Genomic DNA, 21707 nt, shown 5'->3' with positions numbered 1-21707 from the left:
CCCTAATCCTGCGCCTTGAGCTTCTCCGCCTGGTCGGCGGTGATCAGGGCGTCGATGATCTCGTCCAGCGCGCCGTTGAGGATGGCCTCCAACTTGTACAGGGTCAGCCCGATGCGGTGGTCGGTGACCCGCCCCTGGGGGTAGTTGTAGGTGCGGATGCGCTCGGAGCGGTCGCCGGTGCCCACCTGGCTGCGGCGCTCGGCGGCGATCTCCTCCTGCTGGCGGCGCATCTCCCCCTCGAGGATGCGGGAGCGCAGCACCTTCATGGCCTTGTCCTTGTTCTTGTACTGGCTGCGCTCGTCCTGGCACTCCACCACAATGCCGGTGGGCAGGTGGGTGATGCGGATGGCCGACTCGGTCTTGTTGACGTGCTGGCCGCCCGCGCCGCCGGAGCGGTAGGTGTCGATCTGCAGGTCGGTGGGGTTGATGTCCACGTCCACCTCTTCGGCCTCGGGCAGCACCGCCACCGTCACCGTCGAGGTGTGGATGCGGCCGGCGGCCTCGGTCTCGGGCACCCGCTGCACCCGGTGCACCCCGCTCTCAAACTTCAGGCGGCTGTACGCCCCGTCGCCGTTGATGGCAAAGCTGATTTCCTTAAAGCCGCCCAGCTCGGTCTCGCTGGCGTACATGATCTCGCTCTTCCAGCCCTTCTGCTCGGCGTACATGCTGTACATCCGGTAGAGGGTGTTGGCAAAGAGGGCCGCCTCGTCGCCGCCGGCGCCGCCGCGGATCTCAATGATGACGTTCTTGTCGTCGTTGGGGTCCTGGGGCAGCAGCAGGATGCGCAGCTCTTCCGAGGTCTGCTCCAATTTTTTGCCGCTCTCGTCGAGCTGTTCGAGGACCATCTCTTTAAAGTCCTTGTCCAGCCCGCCCTCGTCGAGCATGGCCTTGGCCTCGTCCCGCTCCTGCCGGGCGGCCATGTGCTCGCGGTATTTCTCCACAATGGGGGTCAGCTGTTTGTGCTCCCTCATCAAGTCCCGATAGCGGTTCTGGTCGGTGACCACCGCCGGGTCCATCAGCAGCTCGTTGAGCTGCTCAAAGCGCTCTTCCGCCGAGCGCAGCCGGTCAAACATATCTGCCATATCTCTTCTTCTCCAACTCTCTGTTTTGTATTTTTACCTGTGTGGGAACATAGCATGTTAGAGTGCAGTCGCTACGATCCCCCCTGCGGTCCCTCTTCCCGCGGCAGGAGGAAGAGCTTCTTGATGTTCTTTTCGCACTTGGAGCGGGGCAGCTCCACCACCCGGCCGCAGCCGGTGCACTGGATCTTGAAGTCCATCCCCGCGCGCAGCACAACGAACTCAAAGGAGCCGCAGGGGTGCTTTTTCTTCATCTGCAACCTGTCTCCGACCCGAATGTCCATCTCTCGCCACACGCCCCTTTCCCAAATCAATAACAGCCGAAAAGCCCTTTTGCCGCCGTGGGACAAAAAGGCCGAATTGCCTTCCCTATTATAAAGGGTTTTCCCCGTTTTGGCAATCTTTATCACCGCTTCCAGCAAATTGGGCGGGCGGCTTTCCCGCGGCTCCCGGCGCATATTTCCCGCCCGGGCGCTCATATACTGATACAGTAAGAAAAAAGGAGGGTTTCACGTTGAATTGTTATGCACCGGAAGGCATGCCCTCGGGCAGGCAGCCTGCCCACTTTGACTGCACTGCCAACATTTCCGAAGCCATCGAGTCGGGGGCCGTGCTGGAAGGCATTGCCCAAAAATGCGACAACAGCTACAATCTCTACATAGATCTGGGGGCCGCCATGGGGGTGCTGCCCTTTCGCGAGAGCGCCGTCGGCGCCGATTTGGGGAAGGTGCGGGAGATCTCGGTCATCTCCAAGGTCAACAAGCCGGTCTGCTTCTGCATCACCGGGCTGCGCGAGGGGGCCGACGGCAGGCCGGTGGCCGACCTCTCCCGCCGGCTGGTGCAGGAGGCCTGTCAGCGCGACTACCTGGACCGCCTCGCCCCGGGGGACATCATCGACGCGGCCATCACCCATTTCGAGCCCTTTGGCGTCTTTGTGGACATCGGCTGCGGCATCGTCTCCCTCCTCCCCATCGACTGCATCTCCGTCTCCCGCATCGCCCATCCTCGCGACCGCTTCACCCCCGGCCAGTGGCTGCGGGCGGTGGTCTCCGGGCGGGACGGCCTGGGCCGGATCACCCTCACCCACAAAGAGCTGCTGGGCACCTGGCTGGAAAACGCCGCCTCCTTCTCCCCGGGGGACACGGTGCCGGGGGTGGTGCGCTCGGTGGAGAGCTACGGTATCTTCATCGAACTGCTGCCCAATTTAGCGGGCCTGGCGGAGGTGCGGGAGGGCATCCACCCCGGGGACACCGTCTCGGTCTACATCAAGAGCATCCTGCCGGAGAAGATGAAGATCAAACTCATCATCATCGACGACTTCCCCGCCGGGTCCTGCCACCAGTCCCGCCCGCCCCTGCACTACTACTGGGAGGGCGATCACATCGACGCCTTTTACTACTCCCCGCCCGGCTGTCCGCGGGAGATCGCCACCGTCTTCACCCCCCCATCCGGCTGCTAGCGCGCCGCCAAAAAAGGAGGGCCGCCAGGGAACACTCCCCGCGGCCCTCTCTCTTTTTACCCCTCCAGGGCGGCCAGCGCCTGCTCGCAGAGCCGGGCGGTCAGGATGTTGTCCCGGCCGCTGGTGAGGGGCTCCTCCCCCGCCTCGCAGCAGCGAAAGAAGTGCTCCACCTCCCCGGCAAATCCCCGCAGCCAGAGGTCCCGCTCGGTCCCCGAGGCCGGGCCCATGCCCGGCGTCCAGAGGCAGTCCCCCTCGCTCACATCCGCCCAGGGGCGGGGAGAGGCGGCGCTCCGGTGGAGGCGCAGTTCGCAGAGGTCCCTGGCCGCCACAAACCCCTCCTCACAGGTGACGCAGACCCACTCCGTCTCCCGGGTCCAGGCGCTCCGGTTTTCCAGGGAGAGGCTCCCCACCGCGCCGCTGGCAAAGCGGAGGGTCAGGGCGTAGGAACGCCCCTTTCCGCCCGAGCAGACGGCCGAGACCTCCTCCACCTCCCCCATCAGGTAGCGCAGCAGGTCCAAATAGTGGATGGCCACGGCAAAGAAGAAGTCGCGGTCGGTCCTGCAAAAGGCCGAGGCGTCCACCGCAAAAGCCGCCTGCACCGAGCAGGGGCCGCCCAGCTCCCCCCGCGAGAGGCAGTCTTTCAGCCGGCGGTAGACCGGGGCGTAGCGCTTCATAAAGGCCACCATCAGCTGCCGGTCCCCCCGCCTCTCCGCCTCGATCTGGCGGGCCTCCTCCTCGCCAAAGCCCAGGGGCTTTTCCACCAGCACCGACTTGCCCGCCCGCAGGCAGTCGCGGACGATGGCCGGCGCGCTCTCCCCCTGGGTGATGACCGCCACCCGCGAGCATCCCTCCTGGGCGAGCATCTCCCGGTAGTCGCCGTAGGCCCGCCCTTCCGGAAAGCCCCACCGCTCCAGGGTCTGGCGGGAGCGCCCGGCGTTGCGGGTGGCCACCGCCGCCACCTCTCCCCCCGCCAGCAAAATGGACGGGTAGATGTTGGCCCGGGCATGCCGGCCCGCGCCGACGATGCAGATTTCTCTCTCGTTCACTGTAACTCCCCCTCTCTTTTCCTCCATTGTAGGGCATCGGCGCAGAGAAAACAATCGCCCGCTTTCTATTTTCGGGTTTTGTGGTATAATAACCACAAAGTGACCGTTTTGCTGGGGATGGCCGGACAAGATGCGCAAACGGCTTTTTGCCCCTTATTTCACGGCCAAACCCCACCGCGTGCGCTCCCCTTGCGGCAGAACAGCTATGAAGCGACGTCCTGCTGGGGATGGCCGGGCAAGATGCGCAGACGCCCTTTCCTCCCTGTTTCACGGCCAAACCCCGCCGCGCGCTCGGCGCTTGCGGCAGAACAGCCACGAAGCGACGTCCTGCTGGGGATGGCCGGGCAAGATGCGCAGACGCCCTTCCCCCCTGTTGCACGGCCAAACCCCACCGCGCGCTCGGCGCTTGCGGCAGAACAGCCACGAAGCGACGTCCTGCTGGGGATGGCCGGGCAGATGCGCAGATGCCCTTTCCTCCCCGTTTCACGGCCAAACCCCACCGTGCGCTCGGCGCTTGCGGCGTCATGGCCGCAAAACGACGGCGAGGGCGAGGCGGCCGGGCCGATGTGCAGATGCCCTACTCCCCGCCCCGTGCCCCCCCTTTCCCGCACCCTCTTTCCTGCGGCGCCGCCGAGCGGCCATCTCCCCACCCGGTCGGACGCGCAGTCCTCATCCCTCTCGTCCCGCGGCCGTCCGGCCGCATTCAAACGCCATCAAGCCCTTCTTTCCAAAACGGCATTCCGGAGGTCCCCCCATGAACAAGAACAACGCATTCATCCACGGCATCATCCCCGGCGGGCTCACCACCACCAATGAGATTCGGGTGCTGGTCTGCTGGCTGGCCTCCCGCCAGCCGGAGGGGGTGCCCCAAAATCTCCTCATTGACAGCCTGACCCTCGAAGGGTTGGCCAACTACTTTGAAATCACCGCCGCCATCTCCGCCCTGCTGGAAAACGGCCAGGTCGTCCTCGAAGACGACTGCGTCAAGCTGGACGGGGAGGGCCGCCGCGCCGCCGCCCTGCTGGGGGACGAGATCCCCCCCGCCGTGCGGGAAAAGGCCGCCGCCGCCCTCGACCGGATGGTGGACCTGGCCAAGAACAAGAGCGAGACCGACGTGCAGATCGTCAAGGTCAGCGACGGCTACGTCGTCCGCTGCAGCGTGCTGGACATCGGCACCGACCTCTTTTCCGTCTCCCTCTTCGCCCCCACCCGGGAGCAGGCCGAGGGGATCCGGGACCACTTCCTGCAGGACCCGGGGCGGCTCTACCAGTACAACCTCTTTCTCCTCACCGGGGAGGACTACACCGAATAGACGGGACTTTCCTTTCAAAAGGGCCCGGCGGTTTTGACCGCCGGGCCCTTTTTGGCGCGCAGAGGGGGCGTTATTCGGTGTAGCCCCACTCCCCCTCCATCCGCTCGACAAGGGGTTTTAGGTTGGCCACCGTCTCCCGGGAGAGAAAGTGCTCCACCCGCTCCACCTGTTCCAACTGGTGCGGCGAGCGGTTGAGAAGGCAGAAAAAGCGGGCCAGCAGCTGGTGGCGCTGCAGGAGATAGTGCCCCTCCTCCTCCCCCTTGGGGGTGAGGGTGACCACCCCGTATCGCTCAAAGGCCACCAGCCCCGCCCCCCGCAGCCGCCCCACCATCTTGGAGGCAGAGGAGGGCTTGACATTCAGCCGTTCGGCCAGGGCCCCCACCCGCGCAAACCCCTCCGCCGCGCAGAGGCGGGCAATCATTTCCAGGTAATCCTCCATAGAAGCGGAGAGCGCAGGGGGATTTTTGAGCGCATAGCCGCTGAGGGTGTAAAAATCGATGTCGCTGTCCATCGGCGCACCTCCCGGTCCCTGTCACCTTTTTTCCCGCCAGCCAATAAGATAGGGGCAGGAAAGAGAGTTTCCTCAAACCAACTTATACCTATTCGGCCGGCGGCCACAATTATGCCGCCCGCCTTGTCAAAGGAGAGAGCACCATGAACTCCATTCAAGACATAGCCCGTCTGGGCGCCCTGAAAGAGGGGCAGACCGCCCGCGTCAAAGACATCCTGCAAGAGGGCACCATGCGCCGCCGCTTACAGGACATCGGCATCATCGAGGGCACCCGCATCAAGTGCCTGCAAAAGAGCTTCTGGGGCGACCCGGTGGCCTACCTCATCCGGGGCGCGGTCATCGCCCTGCGGGAGGAGGACAGCGACCAGATTTTGGTGGAGACCGTCGGCCTTCACCGCGGCACAGAGGGGCTCAAGAGCTAGCCCCCCTCCCCGGCCCCGATCGGGGCGCCGGGGTACATAGATGCGGCGGCCAGAAGCCCTTTTTGCCCGCCGCCTTTTCCTGCAAACCGCAAAAGAGGAGCTGATATTTCATGGGATTAACCGCGCACTCCACCGGCATGGGGGCCGTGGACCAGGGGCTGCAGATCGCCCGCCGCGTCCCCGGCGACCGGGTGATCGCCCTGGCAGGCAACCCCAACGTGGGCAAGAGCACCGTCTTCAACGAACTGACCGGCCTCAACCAGCACACCGGCAACTGGCCGGGCAAGACGGTGGCCACCGCCCAGGGCACCCATACATATAAGGGGGTCGACTACATCCTGGTCGACCTGCCCGGCACCTACTCCCTGCTGGCCCACTCGGCCGAGGAGGAGGTGGCCCGCGACTTCATCTGCTTTGGCGGGGCCGACGGGGTGGCCGTGGTCTGCGACGCCACCTGCCTGGAGCGAAACCTCAACCTGGTTTTACAGACCATCGAGATCACCCCCAACGTGGTGGTCTGCGTCAACTTGATGGACGAGGCCAAGAAAAAGCAGATCGACATCGACCTGGAGCAGCTCTCGCGCAACCTGGGGGTCCCGGTGGTGGGGGCCGCCGCCCGCAGCGGCAAGGGGCTGCGGGAGCTGATGGAGGCCCTCTCGTCGGTCACCCACGAGGGGCGTCCCACCCCGCCCGACCCCATCCGCTACACCGCCCCCATCGAGGCGGCCATCGCCTCCCTGCAGCCCCTGCTGGAGGGGAGGCTGGCGGGCAAACTCTCCTCCCGCTGGGTGGCCCTCAAACTGCTGGACCAAGACGATAGCCTCACCGCCTCCCTGCGCACCCACCTGGGCTTTGACCCCCTGGCCGACCCCGCCGTCGCCGCGGCGCTGGAGGGGGCTGGCCCTTCTCCACCTCTAGCAGCGTATAAGAGCGCCATCGTCCTCGCCGCCGAGGGCGCCTGCGCCGACAGCGTCACCCTGCGCCGGGCCGAGAGCCGGGATCGGGACCGCAAAATCGACGCGGTCCTCACCAACAAGTGGACCGGTATCCCCATCATGCTGGCCCTGTTGGCGGCGGTATTCTGGCTCACCATCACCGGGGCCAACTACCCCTCCCAGTGGCTCTCGGACGCCCTGTTCTGGGTGCAGGACCGGCTGACCGACCTCTTTGTCTACCTGCACGCCCCCGACTGGCTGCACGGCGCGCTGGTGCTGGGGGTCTACCGGGTGCTGGCCTGGGTGGTCTCGGTGATGCTGCCGCCCATGGCCATCTTCTTCCCCCTCTTCACCCTGCTGGAGGACTTCGGCTACCTCCCCCGGGTGGCCTTCAACCTGGACCACCAGTTCAAAAAGGCCTGCGCCTGCGGCAAACAGGCCCTGACCATGTGCATGGGCTTTGGCTGCAACGCCGCCGGGATCGTGGGCTGCCGCATCATCGACTCCCCGCGGGAGCGGCTCATCGCCATCATCACCAACAACTTCGTTCCCTGCAACGGCCGCTTCCCCACCCTGATCTCCATCATCACCATGTTCTTCGTGGGGGCCGCCGGAGGCGCCCTCTCCACCGGGCTGTCGGCGGTGGTCCTGCTGGGGGTCATCGTCCTGGGGGTGGTCATGACCTTCTGGATCTCCCGGCTCCTCTCCCACACCATCCTCAAGGGGGTGCCCTCCTCCTTCACCCTGGAACTGCCCCCCTACCGCCGCCCCCAGATCGGCAAGGTGCTGGTGCGCTCGGTCCTCGACCGCACCCTCTTCGTGCTGGGCCGGGCCGTGGCGGTGGCCGCTCCGGCGGGCCTCCTCATCTGGCTGATGGCCAACATCCAGGTGGGGGACGCCAGCGTCCTCCTCCACTGCGCCCACTTCCTGGACCCCTTCGCCCACCTGTTGGGGATGGACGGGGTCATCCTCATGGCCTTCATCCTGGGCTTCCCGGCCAACGAGATCGTGGTGCCCATCATCATCATGGCCTACATGGCCACCGGCAGCCTCACCGACATGTCAAACCTCTTCGCCCTCAAAGACCTGCTGGTGCAAAACGGGTGGACCTGGCTCACCGCCGTCTGCACCATGCTCTTTTGTCTGATGCACTGGCCCTGCTCCACCACCTGTCTCACCATCGGCAAGGAGACCAAAAGCCTCAAGTGGACGGCCATCTCCTTCGCCGTCCCCACCCTGGTGGGGATGCTCGTCTGCTTCACCGTGGCCACCGCCGCCCGGCTGCTGGGGCTGGCCTGACCGACACGCCAAAGGAGCGCCCCGGGCACCAAGATCTGCCCGGGGCGCTCCCCCTTTTTGCTATCTCCCCGCCTTCCAGCGGCTGCGCGCCAGCAGGGCAAGGGCAACCGCCCCCACGCCGGCGGCCGCCAAAACGGGGGCGCCGCTGGGCTCGCCCCTGCTCATGGCCAGCAGCGAGGGCAGCCCCAGCAGCCCCTTTTTGGACACCAGGCTGACCGAGTAGTAGAGCAGCGGGACCATGTACCCCACCACCTGGTTTTTTGCCAGGGCGAGGGCCAGCATCCCCAGCCCCCCCAGAAAGAGGGCCCCGGCAAAGGCGTCAAACCAGTGCAGGGCGCTCACCTGACAGCCGTTTTGCCCCATCCAGCCCACCAGCGCCGCCAGCAGCACCGCGGCGGCGGCCGCGCCCAGCAGAGTGCGCACCAGGCAGACCCCGACGGCCGGGGTGCGGCGGGCATCGGCCGTCTCCCGCACGCCGCTGTCCAGTTCCGGCGCGCAGACCGGCACCAGCAGCACCACCCCGATCAAAACGGCCCCCATCTCCAGCGGCTGGGCGGCCGCGGCCGCATCCAGTTCCGCCATTCCAAAGAGCACCGGCAGCAGGGCCAGCAACACCAGGGCCAGCAGCAGGGACGGCAGGCTATACCGCCGCCCGTTGACAGCGGCGATGGACGCGTAGCGCTTTCCCCATTCCACCAAATCTCCCCCTTCTCTTTTGCTCTAAAACAAGGCCCGTCAGCAGCATCAGCAACAGCCCCGCCAGGGCGTATACCAGGCGGTTGGCCGCGATCTGCACCAGCCCCGCCCGGTACTCGGCGTACCCCCCCAACCGGTTGTGGCGGATGAGCAGGGACCAGCCGTAGCCCCCCACCAGATCGCCCGCCCCGGCAAAGAGGGAGAGGTACCACCACGCCCCCTGCACGAAGATGGCGATCGGGGTGTCGGTGCACTCGGTGAGGAAGGCCCCCACCCCGGCGGAGACCAGCACCCCCGGCAGGAGCCAGCCCAGGGAGTAGCTGAAAAAGGCGGTGAGGCTGCCGGATAGGTCGCCGTTTTTGGCCAGCACCACCGCCGTCATCCACCCGGCCAGCACCAGCACCGCCCCCATCACCGCGGCGATCACGGCCCCAAAGCGGGCCGCCGTCAGGGCGAGGGAGGAGACCCGGCGCGACCAGACGGCCTCCCGCGCACCGGCGCGCCGATCTTTCAGCCAGAGGGCCGCCGCCACAAAGGCGGGGAGCACCGCCAGGGGGATGCCCATGTAGTCGCAAAACAGCCGGGCATAGGCCCCCGTCACCCGGTCCTCCTCCACCATCTGGCGGTACTGTTCCAGCGCCTCTTCATAGCGCAGGGGCTCCCTGCCAAAGCCGGCCAGCTTTTCGGCCGCGTAGGAGGAGCCGCCCCCCAACAGCTCGTCGGCCTCTCCCATCAGCCGCACAAAGTCCTCCCTGGCAAGGCCAGGGGCCAGGGTAAGGGAGGGGGCCGTCTCCTCCCCCTGCGGGACCTGCACGGCAAAGGAGCCGTCCGGCTGCCGTTCCCCCCCGCCGACAGCGAAACCGGCGGGCTGGGCGGCCGCGGCCAACTCCTCCTCGCTCCTGCCGGTCAGCTCGGAGAGGAGCTCCCCCATCCGCTCTCGCCCCTCCTCCTTGAGGCGGACGGTTTTGACAAAGCCAAAGGGGTAGGTCTTGTACCGGTTCTCCCCGTACTCCCCCGCCAGGGACTGCAGGGCCGCGGGGACGGCCTTCTCCCAGTCCACCCGGTCGGACGCGCCGTAACTCGCCAGGCCGGGCTGGGGCTCTTCCAGCGGCTTCAGCCCGGCCATGAACTGGGTGGAGAGAAAGGCCAGCAGCGCCGCCACCAGCAGCCAGAAGGGGAGTCCGGTGACCACCCGCCTGCACTCCTTTGTAAAGAGGGACCACCCGCTCATCTCCCCTCACCCCCTCTCTCCTCCTCGGCGAGGAGGGCGAGATAGCCGTCCTCCAACCCGGGCATGCAGGGGGTGGCCGCGGGCAGGGGCGGCCGATCGCCAAGCACCCGGGCGACAAAGCCGCTGCCCTCCTGCAGGGCGGCGGTCACCGAAAACCGCTCCTTGAGCGCTTCCAACTGGGCGCGGCTCACCGAGACCTGGTAGACCTGCCCCTGGGCCCGCTCGGCCAACCCCTCGACCGAGCCGCTGTACAGCAGCCGCCCCCGCTCCAACACGGCGAGGTTTTCGCAGACGGCCTCGATGTCCCCCACGATGTGGGTGGAGAGGAGGACCACCCGGTCGCTGGCCACCTCCCCCAGCAGGTTGCGAAAGCGGATGCGCTCCTCCGGGTCCAGCCCGGCGGTGGGCTCATCCACGATCAGCACCCGGGGGTCGTGCAGCAGCGCCTGGGCGATGCCCAGGCGGCGGCGCATCCCCCCCGAGAGGGCGCGCACCCGGGCCCCGGCCTGCTCCTCCAGGTTGACCCGCCGCAGCAGGGCGGGGACCCTTTCCCGCCGCACCCGCCGGGGAAGGCCCGAGAGGACCCCCAGGTAGTCCAGCGCCTCCTCTACCCGCATCGAGGGGTAGACGTTAAAGTCCTGGGGCAGGTACCCGGTCATCTGCCGGATCTGGGCGCGCATCTGCAGGGGCACCCCGCAGACGATCGCCTTTCCCCCCGAAGGGGTCAACAGCCCCGCCAAGGTGCGCATCAGGGTGGTCTTTCCCGCCCCGTTGCGGCCCAGAAGGCCGAACAGCCCGGGGCGGACCGTCAGGTCCAGGTGGGACAGGGCCTCCTTTTTTCCGTAGGTGACCGACAGGTCCCGTATTTCCACTGTGTTCTCTTCCAACAAAATACACCCTCCTTCATATCTCATCGAAGGAGAGTGTACCAGCCGATCCTCAACTTTTTCTCAATTGTCCCCCATTTTTGTCTCTTCTTTTTCCTCCACCAGGGGCTTTAGCTGGAACCGGGCGGTGACCCGGGCGCCTCCGGCGGGGCGGTTGCCCCACGAGAGGGAGCCGCCGTGGTTTCGGCAGAGGGCGCGGCAGATGCTCAGCCCCAGGCCGAAGTGGCCCTCTCTCTCCTCCCTGTAAAAGGGGTCGGCCGCCCGCTGCAGGGCCTCGGGCGAGAAGCCGGGGCCGTCGTCCTCCACCTGTAAGAGGAGCCAGTCCCCCTCCCGCTCCACCGCGGCCCAGACCTGGCGCGAGGCGTGGGAGACGGCGTTTTGCAGCAGGTTTTCAAAGACCCGCGCCGCCAGGGCCCCGTCCAGCATGGCCCTGCCCCCGGCCGCCAGCGAGAAGTGCCAGCACCGCTCCCGCCGGCGGCAGAGCAGGCTGCCGGTATCCCCCTGTTCCCGGCCCCACTCCTCCAGGTCGAGCAGCTGGGGCCGGGCCGGGGTGTCCTCCAGCCGCTGCAGGTCGTTCATCCCCGCCGTGTACTGTTCCAGGCGGCCGATCTGCCGGGACATGGACTGGGTCACCTCCAACAGCTTTTCGCGGGGGAGACGGTCGGTGGGCAGATAGGCGGCGAGCATGTCGGCATAGCCCCGCAGCACGGTCAGCGGGGTCCTCAGGTCGTGGGAGAAGGCCCCGTTGAGCTGTTTGCGGTCTTCCAGCGCCCGCCAGTTCTCCCGCTCGGCCCGCTCCAGCGCCGCCCGCATGGTCTCAAAGGAGACGGCCAGCTCCCCCAGCTCGTCCATCTTGACCGGCGTCAGCACAAAGTCCAAATTCCCCTCGGCGATCTGCGCCGAGGCGTCCTTGAGCTGGGCGATGGGCCGGGCCAGCCGCCGCCGGTAAAAGAGGGCCGCCGCCCCGATCACCGAGAGGGCAAAGGCGGCCCCGACCCCCGCGTTTTGCAGCCCGGTCAGCGCCGAGACCGCCCGCCGGTCCTCCGGGGTCAAGACCCTGCCGCCCGCCCCAAAAAGGAGGGTCACCCCCTCCGACACCACCTGGCCGGACGGGGGCTGGTACTTGCGGTAGATGGCGTCCTTGGCCGCCTCGGTGGACCAGCCGATGCCCAAGGAGAGGACCCCCGCCACCAGCAGCGCCCCCACCGTGTAGAGGACAAACGCCCGGCGGATGGAGGTCTTTTGCAGCGCCCGCTTCAGCCGACCCATTTGTACCCCACCCCCCAGACCGTCTCCAGCCCCTTTTCCAGCCCGGGAGAGGCGGCGGCCAGCTTGGCCCGCAGCCGGCGGATGTGCTCGGTCACCACCGCGCTGTCCCCCTCCCCCTCGTAGCCCCAGATGCGCTCATAGATGCGCTCCCTGTCAAAGGTCTGGCCGCTGTTGAGGGTGAGCAGCTCCAAAATGTCAAATTCCTTTTTGGCTAGGGGGAGCGCCTTCCCCGCCACCCAGGCCGCGCGCTGGGAGTAGTCCACGGTCAGCTCCCCCGCAAAGCGGACCTGGGCGCTGTGCTGGCGGCGGCTCTCCCGCCGCAGGTGGGCGGCCACCCGGGCGCTGAGCTCCTGCATGGCAAAGGGCTTGCTCACGTAGTCGTCTCCCCCTGCCGAAAAACCGGCCAGCTTGTCCCCCTCCTCGACCCGGGCGGTGAGAAAGAGGATGGGGCAGGCCAGGAAGTCCCGCACCCGGCGGCAGAGGTCCAGCCCGTTCATCCCCGGCATCGAGACGTCCAGCAGCACCAAATCGGGCCGGCGCTCCAGCAGGGCCAGGGCCTCCTCCCCGCTGGCGGCCGTCAAGACCCGGTAGCCCTCCAGCAAAAAGGCATCCCGCAACATGGCGCGGATGTCGGCCTCGTCGTCCACGATCAGCAGTGTCTCTCCCATCTCACAGCACCCCTTTTTTCAAACAGTCTACCCGGCAATTCTCAACTTTTTATCAATTTCGCGGGCGCCCCCCGCTATCTTTGTAAAGGGGAGGGGGGACAGGCCCTCCTCCCCCCACGAGTATAGCACATCTCCCCCCTCTCGCCAAAGGGAGCATTTGTATCAATTGACAGACAATGGATCAAAATATCGTGAAATATGTGCAAACTGTACTGATTTCGTTGACCTTTGTCTGTGTTTGCTATACAGTAGAGAAAAAGGGGAGAAATCTCTCTCCCCGCGGTGAGAGGGGGCGCCCTCCCCTCTCTTGACAAGGAGTGACCGCTGTGAAAAACAGATTGAAATTGCTCGAGATCGACCCCCTTCTCGCCCCGTTTGAGGGGGATATCCGCCTGCGGGACGAGCGGTACCGCGGCGTCAAAAAACAGCTGCTGGGCGGCGGGGGCAGCCTCTCCGACTTCGCCAACGGTAGCCTCTACTACGGCTTTCACCCCACCGAAGACGGCTGGGTCTACCGGGAGTGGGCCCCCCACGCCGAGGCAGTGCACCTCTTTGGCGACTTCAACGGCTGGGACCGGGAGGCCCACCCCTGCCGCAAACTGGAAAACGGCAACTGGGAGCTGCGGGTCAAGGGCCCCATCCCCCACCAGTCGGAAGTCAAGGTGCAGATCACGGCCGACGGCACCTTCTTTGACCGCATCCCCCTCTACGTGCGCCGGGCGGTGCAGGATCCCCTCACCTTCGGCTTCAACGGGCAGATCTGGTGGCCCGACGAGCCCTTTGTCTGGACCGACGGCGACTTTGTGCGCCGGCGGGACACCCCGCCCCTCATCTACGAGTGCCACGTGGGGATGGCCGGGGAGGAGCCCAAAGTCTCCTCCTTCCGGGAGTTCACCGAGACCGTCCTCCCCCGGGTCAAGCGGCTGGGCTACAACACGGTGCAGCTGATGGCGGTGATGGAACACCCCTACTACGCCTCCTTCGGCTACCAGATCTCCAACTTCTTCGCCGTCTCCTCCCGGCTGGGCACGCCGGAGGACCTGAAGGCGCTCATCAACACCGCCCACGGGATGGGGATCGCCGTCCTTTTGGACCTGGTGCACTCCCACGCGGCCAAAAACACCGCCGAGGGGATCGCCGCCTTCGACGGCACCGAGTACCAGTTTTTCCACGCCGGGCCCCAGGGGGACCACCCCGCCTGGAACACCAAGCTCTTTGACTACGGCAAGCCCCAGGTGCTCCATTTCCTCCTCTCCAATTTAAAATACTGGCTCACCGAGTACCACTTCGACGGCTTCCGCTTCGACGGGGTCACCTCCATGCTCTACCACGACCACGGCCTGGGGGAGAGCTTTGACTCCTATCAAAAATACTTCAGCATGAACACCGACGTGGAGGCGGTCACCTATCTGCAACTGGCAAACGACCTCATCCGCGAGGTCTCGCCGAACGCCGTCACCGTCGCCGAGGACATGAGCGGGATGCCGGGGATGTGCGTCCCCATCGCCGACGGGGGGATCGGCTTTGACTACCGCCTCTCCATGGGGGTGCCCGACTTCTGGATCAAGACCCTCAAGTCCCAGAAGGACGAGGATTGGGACCTGGGCAAGATGTGGTTTGAACTCACCACCCGCCGCCCGCAGGAGAAAAACATCGGCTACTGCGAGAGCCACGACCAGGCCATGGTGGGGGACAAGACCCTCATCTTCTGGCTGGCGGACGCGGAGATGTACTGGCACATGGACCTAAACTCCCACAGCGACGTCATCGAGCGGGCCATCGCCCTGCACAAGATGATCCGGCTGGTGACCTTCTCCCTGGCGGGGGAGGGCTATCTCAACTTCATGGGCAACGAGTTTGGGCACCCCGAGTGGATCGACATGCCCCGGGAGGGCAACGGCAACAGCTACCAGTACGCCCGCCGCCAGTGGAGCCTGGCCGACAGCCCCTTCCTGCGCTACCAGCACCTGCAGGCCTTTGACATGGCCATGATCGACCTGCAAAACAGCGGCAATCTGCTGGGCGCCCCCTCCAACCTGCAAACACTCAGCCACAACCGCAAACTGCTGGTCTACCGCCGGGGCGACTACCTCTTTGCCCTCAACTTCCACCCCGTGAACGACTGCAAGACCAAGCTCCCCCCGCCGGAGAAAGGCCGGGTCTGGCAGCCGGTGCTCCACACCGTCGAAACGCGTTTCGGCGGCTGGATGGAGAGCGGCGACCTCCCCCCCGCCGGGCCGGAGCCCCTCTTGCTCCCCCGCCGCAGCGGGGTGGTCTACAAACTGTCGTAACGGCAGGCCCGGCCGGCACAGCATCCGGCCGGCCGTGAGAAAGGAGTGCTTTTCCTTGAAAAAATCGGTCAAACAGCCCGCCGGGCTGGTCAAGTCCTCCAAGTCCATCGCCCGCTCGCTGGCCTTTGTGGGCTCGGTCGTCTCGGTGGGGGCGGTGGTGGTCTCCGCGGTGGGCGGCCTCTTTGCCTACAAACTCTACCGCACCCTCTCCGCCGCGCAGAAAGCCCTTCCCAAGATGGAGCGGGCGGCGGAACTCTACATCGCCCAGAGCGCCCGGGAGGGGGAAGACGCCTCCCCCCGCCGCAACCCGTAGCTGCAAAACGCCCCTTCCGCCCCTTCCGCCCCGCCGGGTCGCCCCCGGCGGGGCGGTTTTCTTTTCCCCTCCCCCTCGCCGCCCAAAACGCGCCCGGACAGGGGACCGTTTCTTCCAATCTTTTCAAAACAGGCTGCATGAACTTTGCGGGTTTATTTTGTGCACCTTTTATAGTCCCCCTTCCCGCTCGCCCCTCTCCCCGCCCCCCTCGGCCCGCCCGGGGAGCGGGTTTGTCCCCCTTTTGCCACCACAGGGGAAGAGGGAGCGGATTTCGGTGACCGTTTTGTGAAAACAAAATAAAAGAATTGCCACATCTCCCCCCGCCGTGTAAAATGTTGATAGATTGTGTGTTTTTCAAAGGCCACCCAAGAGATTAGAATGCGGAGGAATGGGAAGATGAATCGCGATTATGTCTACAAGTCCCAGGACATTGTCAACGAGGTAAAAAAAGCCGTGATCGGCAAAGACGACGTGGTCACCAAGGTCATGCTTGCAGTGCTGGCCCGTGGCCACGTTTTGTTGGAGGACATCCCCGGCGTGGGCAAGACCACCCTGGCGGTGGCCTTCTCCAAGGCCATGAACCTGAACTACAACCGGGTGCAGTTCACCCCCGACGTCATGCCCTCGGACGTGACCGGCTTCTCCATCTACGACAAGGAAAAGCAGGAGTTTGTCTACAAGCCCGGCGCGGCCATGTGCAACCTCTTTTTGGCCGACGAGATCAACCGCACCTCCTCCAAGACCCAGTCGGCCCTGCTGGAGGTGATGGAGGAGGGCAGCATCACCGTGGACGGGGTCACCCGCCAGACCCCCCGGCCCTTTGTGGTCATCGCCACCGAAAATCCCATCGGCTCGGTGGGCACCCAGCTGTTGCCCGAATCGCAGCTCGACCGCTTTGCCGTCTGCCTCACCATGGGCTACCCCGACGCGGAGAGCGAGCTGAACATCCTGCGCGACCGCAAGGGCCATAACCCCCTCGACGACATCGAGCCCATCGCCAACGGCGAGGAGATCATGGCCATGCAAAACGAGGTGGACGAGGTGCACGTGCACGACGACATCTACCGCTACATCACCGAGATCGCCGCCGCCACCCGCAACCACCCCGACCTGCGGCTGGGCCTCAGCCCCCGCGGCACCCTGGCGGTGGCCAAGATGGCCCGCGCCAACGCCTACTACCTGGGGCGCGAATACGTGGTGCCCGACGACGTGCGCGCCGTCCTCAAGGCCACAGCCGGGCACCGGGTGCTGCTCACCTCCAAGGCGGGGGTGGCCGGGCTGACCGGCGGCGACATCCTGGAGAAGATCCTCGGGGAGATCGAGTCCCCCTCCATCCAGCAGCCGGCCCGCCCCCGGCGGGACCGCTAGGGGCCGGGCGCCATGTGGTTTCGCAAATGCGTCTACGGCCTGCTGGTGGTGGGGATGGCCCTCTTCTCGGTCTTTTACAAGGACTACCTCTCCTACCTGACCTTTGCCATCACCCTGCTGCTGCCGCTGCTGCTCTACATCCTGCTGCGGGTGGCGGTGCGCTACACCAAGATCTCCCTGGCCTGCGAGCACTACTCGGTGGTGGCGGGGGACTTGCAGACGCTGCACATCAAGGCGCGGGTGCGCTCCTTCCTGCCGGTGTCCGAGTGCCGGGTGACCCTGGTCTGCCGGCACCAGTACTACGGGGGGGAAGACGTGCAGACGGTGGTCTTCCCCCTCTTCCCCCTCAACCGGCAAGACTTCACCTTCCCCATCCGGGCCCTCTACGACGGCAACGCCGTCATCGAGGTGCGCTCCATCGTCTACTTCGACGCCTTCAAGCTCTGGAAGCGCCGGGCCAAAGAGCTGCCCGACCCGGTGCCCTTCACCGTGATGCCGGTGATCTATGAAATCGAGTCCAACATGGCCCAGCGCCACGCCCTGGGCGAGAGCGACACCTTCGACCAAAACCGCTTCGGCGACGACTACTCCGAGACCTTCGGCATCCGCGACTACCAGCCGGGCGACAAGCTGCAGCGCATCCACTGGAAGCTGACGGCCTCGCAGGGCCGGTTCATGGTGCGCCAGGGCAGCTACCCCCTGCAAAACGCCCCCCTGCTGCTGCTCGAACTCTGGGCCGACCCCAGCCGACCCCGCTATAAAAAGGAGTTGAGCGCCGCCCTGGACGCCTGCGCCTCCCTCTCCTTCTACCTGCTGGACCAGGTGGGGGAACACCAGCTCTGCTGGTGCGACGAGAGCGGGCTGCACCGCTATCCCGTCCGGGCGGAGGAGGAGGTGCTCGACGCCCTGCAACAGGTCTTTGGCGCCAAGCCCTACGCCGACCGGCCGCACATGCTGCAGGACTACTACCTCGACCAGTTGGCGGGGACCGAGCCCTACGCCTTCTACGTCACCCCGAATCTGACGGAGGAGGTGGCCAAGGACGACCGGCTGCGCAGCTTTGGCGACAGCTTCACCATCTTCTACACCAACCCCGACGGGGGGGAACAGGCCCAGGGGCCGGGGCTGGTGCCCATCGACCCCGACCAGGTGGGCGCGAGCCTGCAAAATCTCATGCTGTAAGGAGGGCCCTGTCTTGTCAAAAAAATCCGCTTCCCGCGCGCCCTCCCGGCGCAAGGACGTCGAGCCCGGGCAGAACAGCGGCCTCTTCTTTCAAGAGGGCGCCTCCCTCGCCTTCCGCTGGGAGGTCCCGGGCTTCAGCTATTTTGCCACCATCGTGCTGGCCTTTCTCTGCCTGCTGGGCTTTGCCAGCACCTTCTCGACCATCTATAAAATCGACCAGTCCCACTCCAACTTGATGTTGGGGGTGGCGGTCTTCCCCCTGCTCTTCGGGCTCATCTACTTCAACAAGTACACCACCCGCATCGGCCTCCCCATCGCCTTTGCCGGCTTTGCCGGGGTCTGTGTCTGGATGGGGGACCGCCTGATCCCCAGCGCCTACATGGCCTACAACGCCCTGGCGGCGCGGATCAACACCCGCATCCCCACCGAACTGCCCTATATCTCCTACTCCTTTGCCGAAACCGACAGCTCCGACCTCTGTTTCATGCTGGTGTTCTTCCTCCTCTCCGCCGGCATCTGCTGGTTCATCCTCCGCCGGCCCAGCCTGCCCATGGTGCTGCTCCTGAGCTTCCCCGTCATCGAGGTGGGGATGTTCGTGGGGCTGGTGCCCGCCTACTTCTCCTTTTTGCTGCTGGTGGCGGCCTACGCCGGCATCGGCGCCATGCAGGTGGTGCGCCAGCGCCGGGGGGAGGGGGAGTTTATCCGCCCCAAAAAGAAAAAGGACGTCCTCTTTTACAACGGTGGACACCGCAAGTGGCTCTCGATGATCGTCTCGGTCATCCTGATCGCCGCCGTCTGCCTGAGCATGGGCGGGGCCACCGCCCTGCTCACCCCGGCCCTCTACGACTCGACGGCGGTGCAGAACTTCCGCGACGACATGGCCGAGGCGCTGGAGGACTTCCCCCTCAGCGGCAATTTCGGGGGCGCTTCCGGCGGGCTGACCGGCGGCAAGCTCTACGAGGTGGACGGCCTGCGCTACACCGGTCAGACGGCCCTGCGGGTCACCGGCCCCTATTTTGGCGACACCTTCTACCTGCGGGGCTTCGTGGGGGGCGAGTACATCGGCACCGCCTGGCTCCCCGCCGACATGGCCAGGGAGACCCAGCTCACCCAGGAGATGTACGATGCCTTTGAGGCCAGCGGCAGCCACCCCCAAAACCTGCAGGGGGAGACCGTCTCCCTGGCCCGCAAGGCCTTCAGCAACCAGGTGAAGCGCAGCGTCCTCTCCCACGTGAAGGTCGAAAACCGGGGCGCCAATTCCGATTACACCTACACCCCCTACAACGGCCTTTTCAGCGAGGACGACGTCACCTTCTCGGGGGAGGCAAACGTCTCGGTCAAGAGCAAAAAGCGCAAGTACGAGTTTGACTACTTTGCCCTGCCCAGCATGTTGGAGGTGGGGAGTCTGCGCCACGACGCCGCCTCGGCCAGCGACGACCCCTTCGGTTACATCGAGCTCCTCTCTGTCTACGAGAACTATGTCCACCAGGTCTACACCGAGCTGCCCGACGAGGGGCTCTCCAGCATCCGCACCGCCTGCACCCCCGAAAAGTACCAGGAGCTGGGCGGGCTCGAGGGGTACTCCAAATACGTCCGCACCCTGCTGCAGTCGAACAAGATCTACGACATGAACCCGGGCAAGGTGCCCGAGGGCGAGGACTTCATCACCTACTTCTACGACCAGATGGACGGCGGCTTCTGCGTCCACTACGCCTCGGCGGCGGTGGCCATGTTCCGGGCCGCCGGCGTCCCCGCCCGGTATGTGGAGGGGTACCTGGTCAAGGGCGACACCTTCTCCAGCGGCAAGGACGCGGGGGACCAACTGGTCTACGACATCGGCGGCGAAGCCATCTCCAACCCCGCCCGCCAGGTGGATGTGCTGGATTACAGCGCCCACGCCTGGGCCGAGGTCTATGTGGACGGCTACGGCTGGATCCCCATGGAGATGACCACCACCTTCCGCGACCCCTACGACGGGTACAGCTATCCCCTCCTCTCGGGCGACCGCTCCCCGCTGGAGAGCGAGGGCGACCCCAAGGCGGAGGAGAATGTGGGCGGGGTGGACGGCCCCCAGACCATGCAGGAGAAGTTCCTGGGCTTCCGCTTCGGGGACACCTGGCTCGGCCGGCTCCCCCTCTACCTGATGATCCCCCTCTTTGTGGGGGCGCTGCTCGCCCTCTTCCTCGCCGCCCTCCTCCTGCGCGCCGGCATCGTCCGCGCCAGGCGCGCCGGCCGGTACCGCCGGGCCGACGACACCCAGAAGGTCCTGCTCGACTACGGGCGGCTGGAGCGGGTGCTGCGCTACCTGGGCGAGGACAACCGGCAGCATCTGCCGGTGGACGAGTACGCCACTTCCCTGCAGATCCGCCACCTGACGGTGCACGAGGGCGACTTCGCCAAGGCCCTGGAACTGGCGCAGAAAGCCCGCTTCTCCAAGGGCGGCTGCACCGCCGAGGAGCGCCGGTGGATGGAGGCGTTTGTGGCGCATTTTAGCAAACGGGTGTACAAAGACCTGTCGCTGCCCAAACAGTTCTCCTTCCGCCTGCTCCACCTCAACTAGACCCCATCTGTTCATCACAGCGCAGGGAGGGGGCGCGGCTTTTTAAGCCGCGCCCCCTCCCTCTCTCTTTTGGGCCGGTCACCGCCTGCACATCCTCTGCAGTTTGGCGGTGTCCAGCAGGTTCACCGTCTGAAAGACCCCCTTGTAAAAAACGGCCCAGTTGTTGAACGCGCAGGGCAGCTCCTTGGCCTTTTGCAGGCTGTCCACCTGGATGAGGGACACCGGCAGTCCGTTCTCGCGGCAGTAGGCCTCCACCCGCTCCACGCTCCTCGCAACGTAGGGGCACTGCATGTCGTAGTAGACGGTCAGCTCCTCGCCCTCGATGCGCTCCCTCTTGGCGTTTGGCGCAAAGGAGGGCGCCGTCCCGTCAAAGGAGAGGGCCAGCAACTCGTACCCGCTGGCGGTGGTGTCCACCACCTCAAAGCCAAACCCTTTGGCGAAGGCCTGGTCGGAGAGCCAGGACTTCTGCTTGCTCGCCCCGAGCATGCAGACGCCGGAGCGCCCCCTTTTCCGGGCGTCCGCCAGGCAGTACTCCATCAGGGCGCGCCCGTACCCCTTGCCCCGGTGGGCGCCGGTGACCCACAGGCAGTACAGGTAGTCGTAATTTTCGCCGATTACCGGGACCCAGGCCGTCTCCAGGGGGGCGTACTCGATGAAGACGGTGGCCTTTGCCTCGTCCAGCTTGCGAAAGACGTGCCCCTCCTTCAGCCGCTGTGCGAGCCACTGCCGCTTTGCCTCCACCCCCGGGTGGACCACCTTGCTGCGAATGATGCAGCACAGGTGCTCGTCGGCGAGGTTTTCCTCCGTCAAGTTGATAAAACGCCCTTCCATCTGCGCCCCTCCCCCTTCTCTCACCGGCCCACCCTCCTTCGGGCGGGCCGGTCTCTTTTGACCAGAATAGCACATCTGCCCGCCCTCCTCAACCCGACTCTCCCCCTTTTTCGACAGGGCGCGCAGACAGGCCGGTGCCCTGCGCGCGATTTTATGGTATAATGTTTTTTGTATAGCCGTGGATCCGGACTGGTCGGGCAGATGCACAGACTGCCTTTGTCCCCACCTCTACGGCCAGCATCGCCACGCGCTTTGCATTTGTAGCCTTCACCGCCCCAGCGCGACTGTGAATCCGGGTTGGCCGGACCGACACGCAAATCACCTCTATTCCCCGCCTCATGGCCAGCA

Annotated in this window: 19 protein-coding genes; 9 read left to right on the top strand and 10 right to left on the bottom strand. The window is 65.7% G+C overall.

The window, feature by feature from the left end; translation table 11 throughout:
* Window positions 1–2: 2 nt before the first annotated feature.
* Complete coding sequence (gene prfA / locus BN3266_RS09890; RefSeq protein ID WP_044992721.1) at window positions 3–1073, bottom strand: peptide chain release factor 1; 1071 nt, start codon at window positions 1071–1073, stop codon at window positions 3–5.
* An 80-nt stretch (window positions 1074–1153) separates the two neighbouring features.
* Window positions 1154–1363, bottom strand: coding sequence for a DUF951 domain-containing protein (locus BN3266_RS09885; RefSeq protein ID WP_059005025.1), 210 nt, complete (start codon window positions 1361–1363; stop codon window positions 1154–1156).
* Between the two features lie 230 nt (window positions 1364–1593).
* Here BN3266_RS09885 and BN3266_RS09880 point away from each other — a divergent pair, with 230 nt between their 5' ends.
* A complete protein-coding gene (locus BN3266_RS09880; RefSeq protein WP_242861755.1) occupies window positions 1594–2538 on the top strand; it encodes a S1 RNA-binding domain-containing protein in 945 nt (314 codons plus the stop codon).
* Window positions 2539–2594: 56 nt separating this feature from the next.
* On the opposite strand, the gene BN3266_RS09875 is transcribed toward BN3266_RS09880, so the two are convergent.
* A complete protein-coding gene (locus tag BN3266_RS09875) occupies window positions 2595–3584 on the bottom strand; it encodes a Gfo/Idh/MocA family protein (RefSeq protein WP_059005023.1) in 990 nt (329 codons plus the stop codon).
* Between the two features lie 754 nt (window positions 3585–4338).
* On the opposite strand from BN3266_RS09875, the gene BN3266_RS14085 reads away from it, so the two are divergent.
* A complete protein-coding gene (locus BN3266_RS14085) occupies window positions 4339–4896 on the top strand; it encodes a DUF4364 family protein (RefSeq protein ID WP_059005022.1) in 558 nt (185 codons plus the stop codon).
* A 70-nt stretch (window positions 4897–4966) separates the two neighbouring features.
* Here BN3266_RS14085 and BN3266_RS09865 read toward each other — a convergent pair whose 3' ends face one another.
* Window positions 4967–5407, bottom strand: a complete 441-nt coding sequence (locus BN3266_RS09865; RefSeq protein ID WP_059005021.1) for a metal-dependent transcriptional regulator — start codon at window positions 5405–5407, stop codon at window positions 4967–4969.
* A gap of 143 nt (window positions 5408–5550) precedes the next feature.
* Here BN3266_RS09865 and BN3266_RS09860 point away from each other — a divergent pair, with 143 nt between their 5' ends.
* Entirely contained in the window at window positions 5551–5829 is a 279-nt protein-coding gene (locus BN3266_RS09860; RefSeq protein WP_021659743.1) for a FeoA family protein, read from the top strand.
* Between the two features lie 110 nt (window positions 5830–5939).
* Window positions 5940–8063 carry a ferrous iron transport protein B gene (gene feoB / locus BN3266_RS09855; protein ID WP_059005020.1) on the top strand — a complete coding sequence of 708 codons (2124 nt, stop codon included), beginning with the start codon at window positions 5940–5942 and terminating at the stop codon, window positions 8061–8063.
* Window positions 8064–8123: 60 nt separating this feature from the next.
* Here the strand turns inward: feoB and BN3266_RS09850 are convergent, their stop codons facing one another.
* The 5 genes from BN3266_RS09850 to BN3266_RS09830 all read right to left on the bottom strand — a co-directional run bounded on the left by BN3266_RS09850 (window position 8124) and on the right by BN3266_RS09830 (window position 12814).
* Complete coding sequence (locus BN3266_RS09850) at window positions 8124–8759, bottom strand: hypothetical protein (RefSeq protein WP_059005019.1); 636 nt, start codon at window positions 8757–8759, stop codon at window positions 8124–8126.
* Window positions 8704–9990, bottom strand: a complete 1287-nt coding sequence (locus BN3266_RS09845; RefSeq protein WP_059005018.1) for a hypothetical protein — start codon at window positions 9988–9990, stop codon at window positions 8704–8706. Before BN3266_RS09845 ends, BN3266_RS09850 begins: the two co-directional genes overlap by 56 nt.
* Window positions 9987–10877, bottom strand: coding sequence for an ABC transporter ATP-binding protein (locus BN3266_RS09840; protein WP_242861754.1), 891 nt, complete (start codon window positions 10875–10877; stop codon window positions 9987–9989). Before BN3266_RS09840 ends, BN3266_RS09845 begins: the two co-directional genes overlap by 4 nt.
* A 63-nt stretch (window positions 10878–10940) precedes the next feature.
* The gene (locus BN3266_RS09835; RefSeq protein WP_059005016.1) at window positions 10941–12146 is read right to left on the bottom strand and encodes a HAMP domain-containing sensor histidine kinase; all 1206 of its coding nucleotides are present in this window, start codon (window positions 12144–12146) and stop codon (window positions 10941–10943) included.
* Window positions 12134–12814: a response regulator transcription factor gene (locus tag BN3266_RS09830; RefSeq protein WP_059005015.1), complete on the bottom strand. Its 681-nt coding sequence runs from the start codon at window positions 12812–12814 to the stop codon at window positions 12134–12136. The genes BN3266_RS09835 and BN3266_RS09830 overlap by 13 nt, the downstream gene beginning before the upstream one ends.
* A 326-nt stretch (window positions 12815–13140) precedes the next feature.
* On the opposite strand from BN3266_RS09830, the gene BN3266_RS09825 reads away from it, so the two are divergent.
* The 5 genes from BN3266_RS09825 (at window position 13141) to BN3266_RS09805 (ending at window position 20528) form a co-directional block, all read left to right on the top strand.
* Window positions 13141–15105, top strand: a complete 1965-nt coding sequence (locus BN3266_RS09825) for an alpha-amylase family glycosyl hydrolase (RefSeq protein ID WP_082671857.1) — start codon at window positions 13141–13143, stop codon at window positions 15103–15105.
* Window positions 15106–15160: 55 nt separating this feature from the next.
* Window positions 15161–15418, top strand: a complete 258-nt coding sequence (locus tag BN3266_RS09820; protein ID WP_059005014.1) for a hypothetical protein — start codon at window positions 15161–15163, stop codon at window positions 15416–15418.
* Between the two features lie 396 nt (window positions 15419–15814).
* The gene (locus BN3266_RS09815; RefSeq protein WP_154669054.1) at window positions 15815–16786 is read left to right on the top strand and encodes an AAA family ATPase; all 972 of its coding nucleotides are present in this window, start codon (window positions 15815–15817) and stop codon (window positions 16784–16786) included.
* 12 nt (window positions 16787–16798) lie between these two features.
* Complete coding sequence (locus BN3266_RS09810; protein ID WP_059005012.1) at window positions 16799–17968, top strand: DUF58 domain-containing protein; 1170 nt, start codon at window positions 16799–16801, stop codon at window positions 17966–17968.
* A gap of 13 nt (window positions 17969–17981) precedes the next feature.
* Window positions 17982–20528, top strand: a complete 2547-nt coding sequence (locus tag BN3266_RS09805) for a transglutaminase-like domain-containing protein (protein ID WP_059005011.1) — start codon at window positions 17982–17984, stop codon at window positions 20526–20528.
* A gap of 78 nt (window positions 20529–20606) precedes the next feature.
* Here the strand turns inward: BN3266_RS09805 and BN3266_RS09800 are convergent, their stop codons facing one another.
* Entirely contained in the window at window positions 20607–21359 is a 753-nt protein-coding gene (locus BN3266_RS09800; protein ID WP_059005010.1) for a GNAT family N-acetyltransferase, read from the bottom strand.
* Between the last annotated feature and the right edge of the window lie 348 nt (window positions 21360–21707).

Origin of the sequence: Bittarella massiliensis (ex Durand et al. 2017), from assembly GCF_001486165.1 — a bacterium.
Taxonomy (GTDB): domain Bacteria; phylum Bacillota; class Clostridia; order Oscillospirales; family Ruminococcaceae; genus Bittarella; species Bittarella massiliensis.
This window is presented reverse-complemented; position numbering and strand designations above follow the sequence as displayed.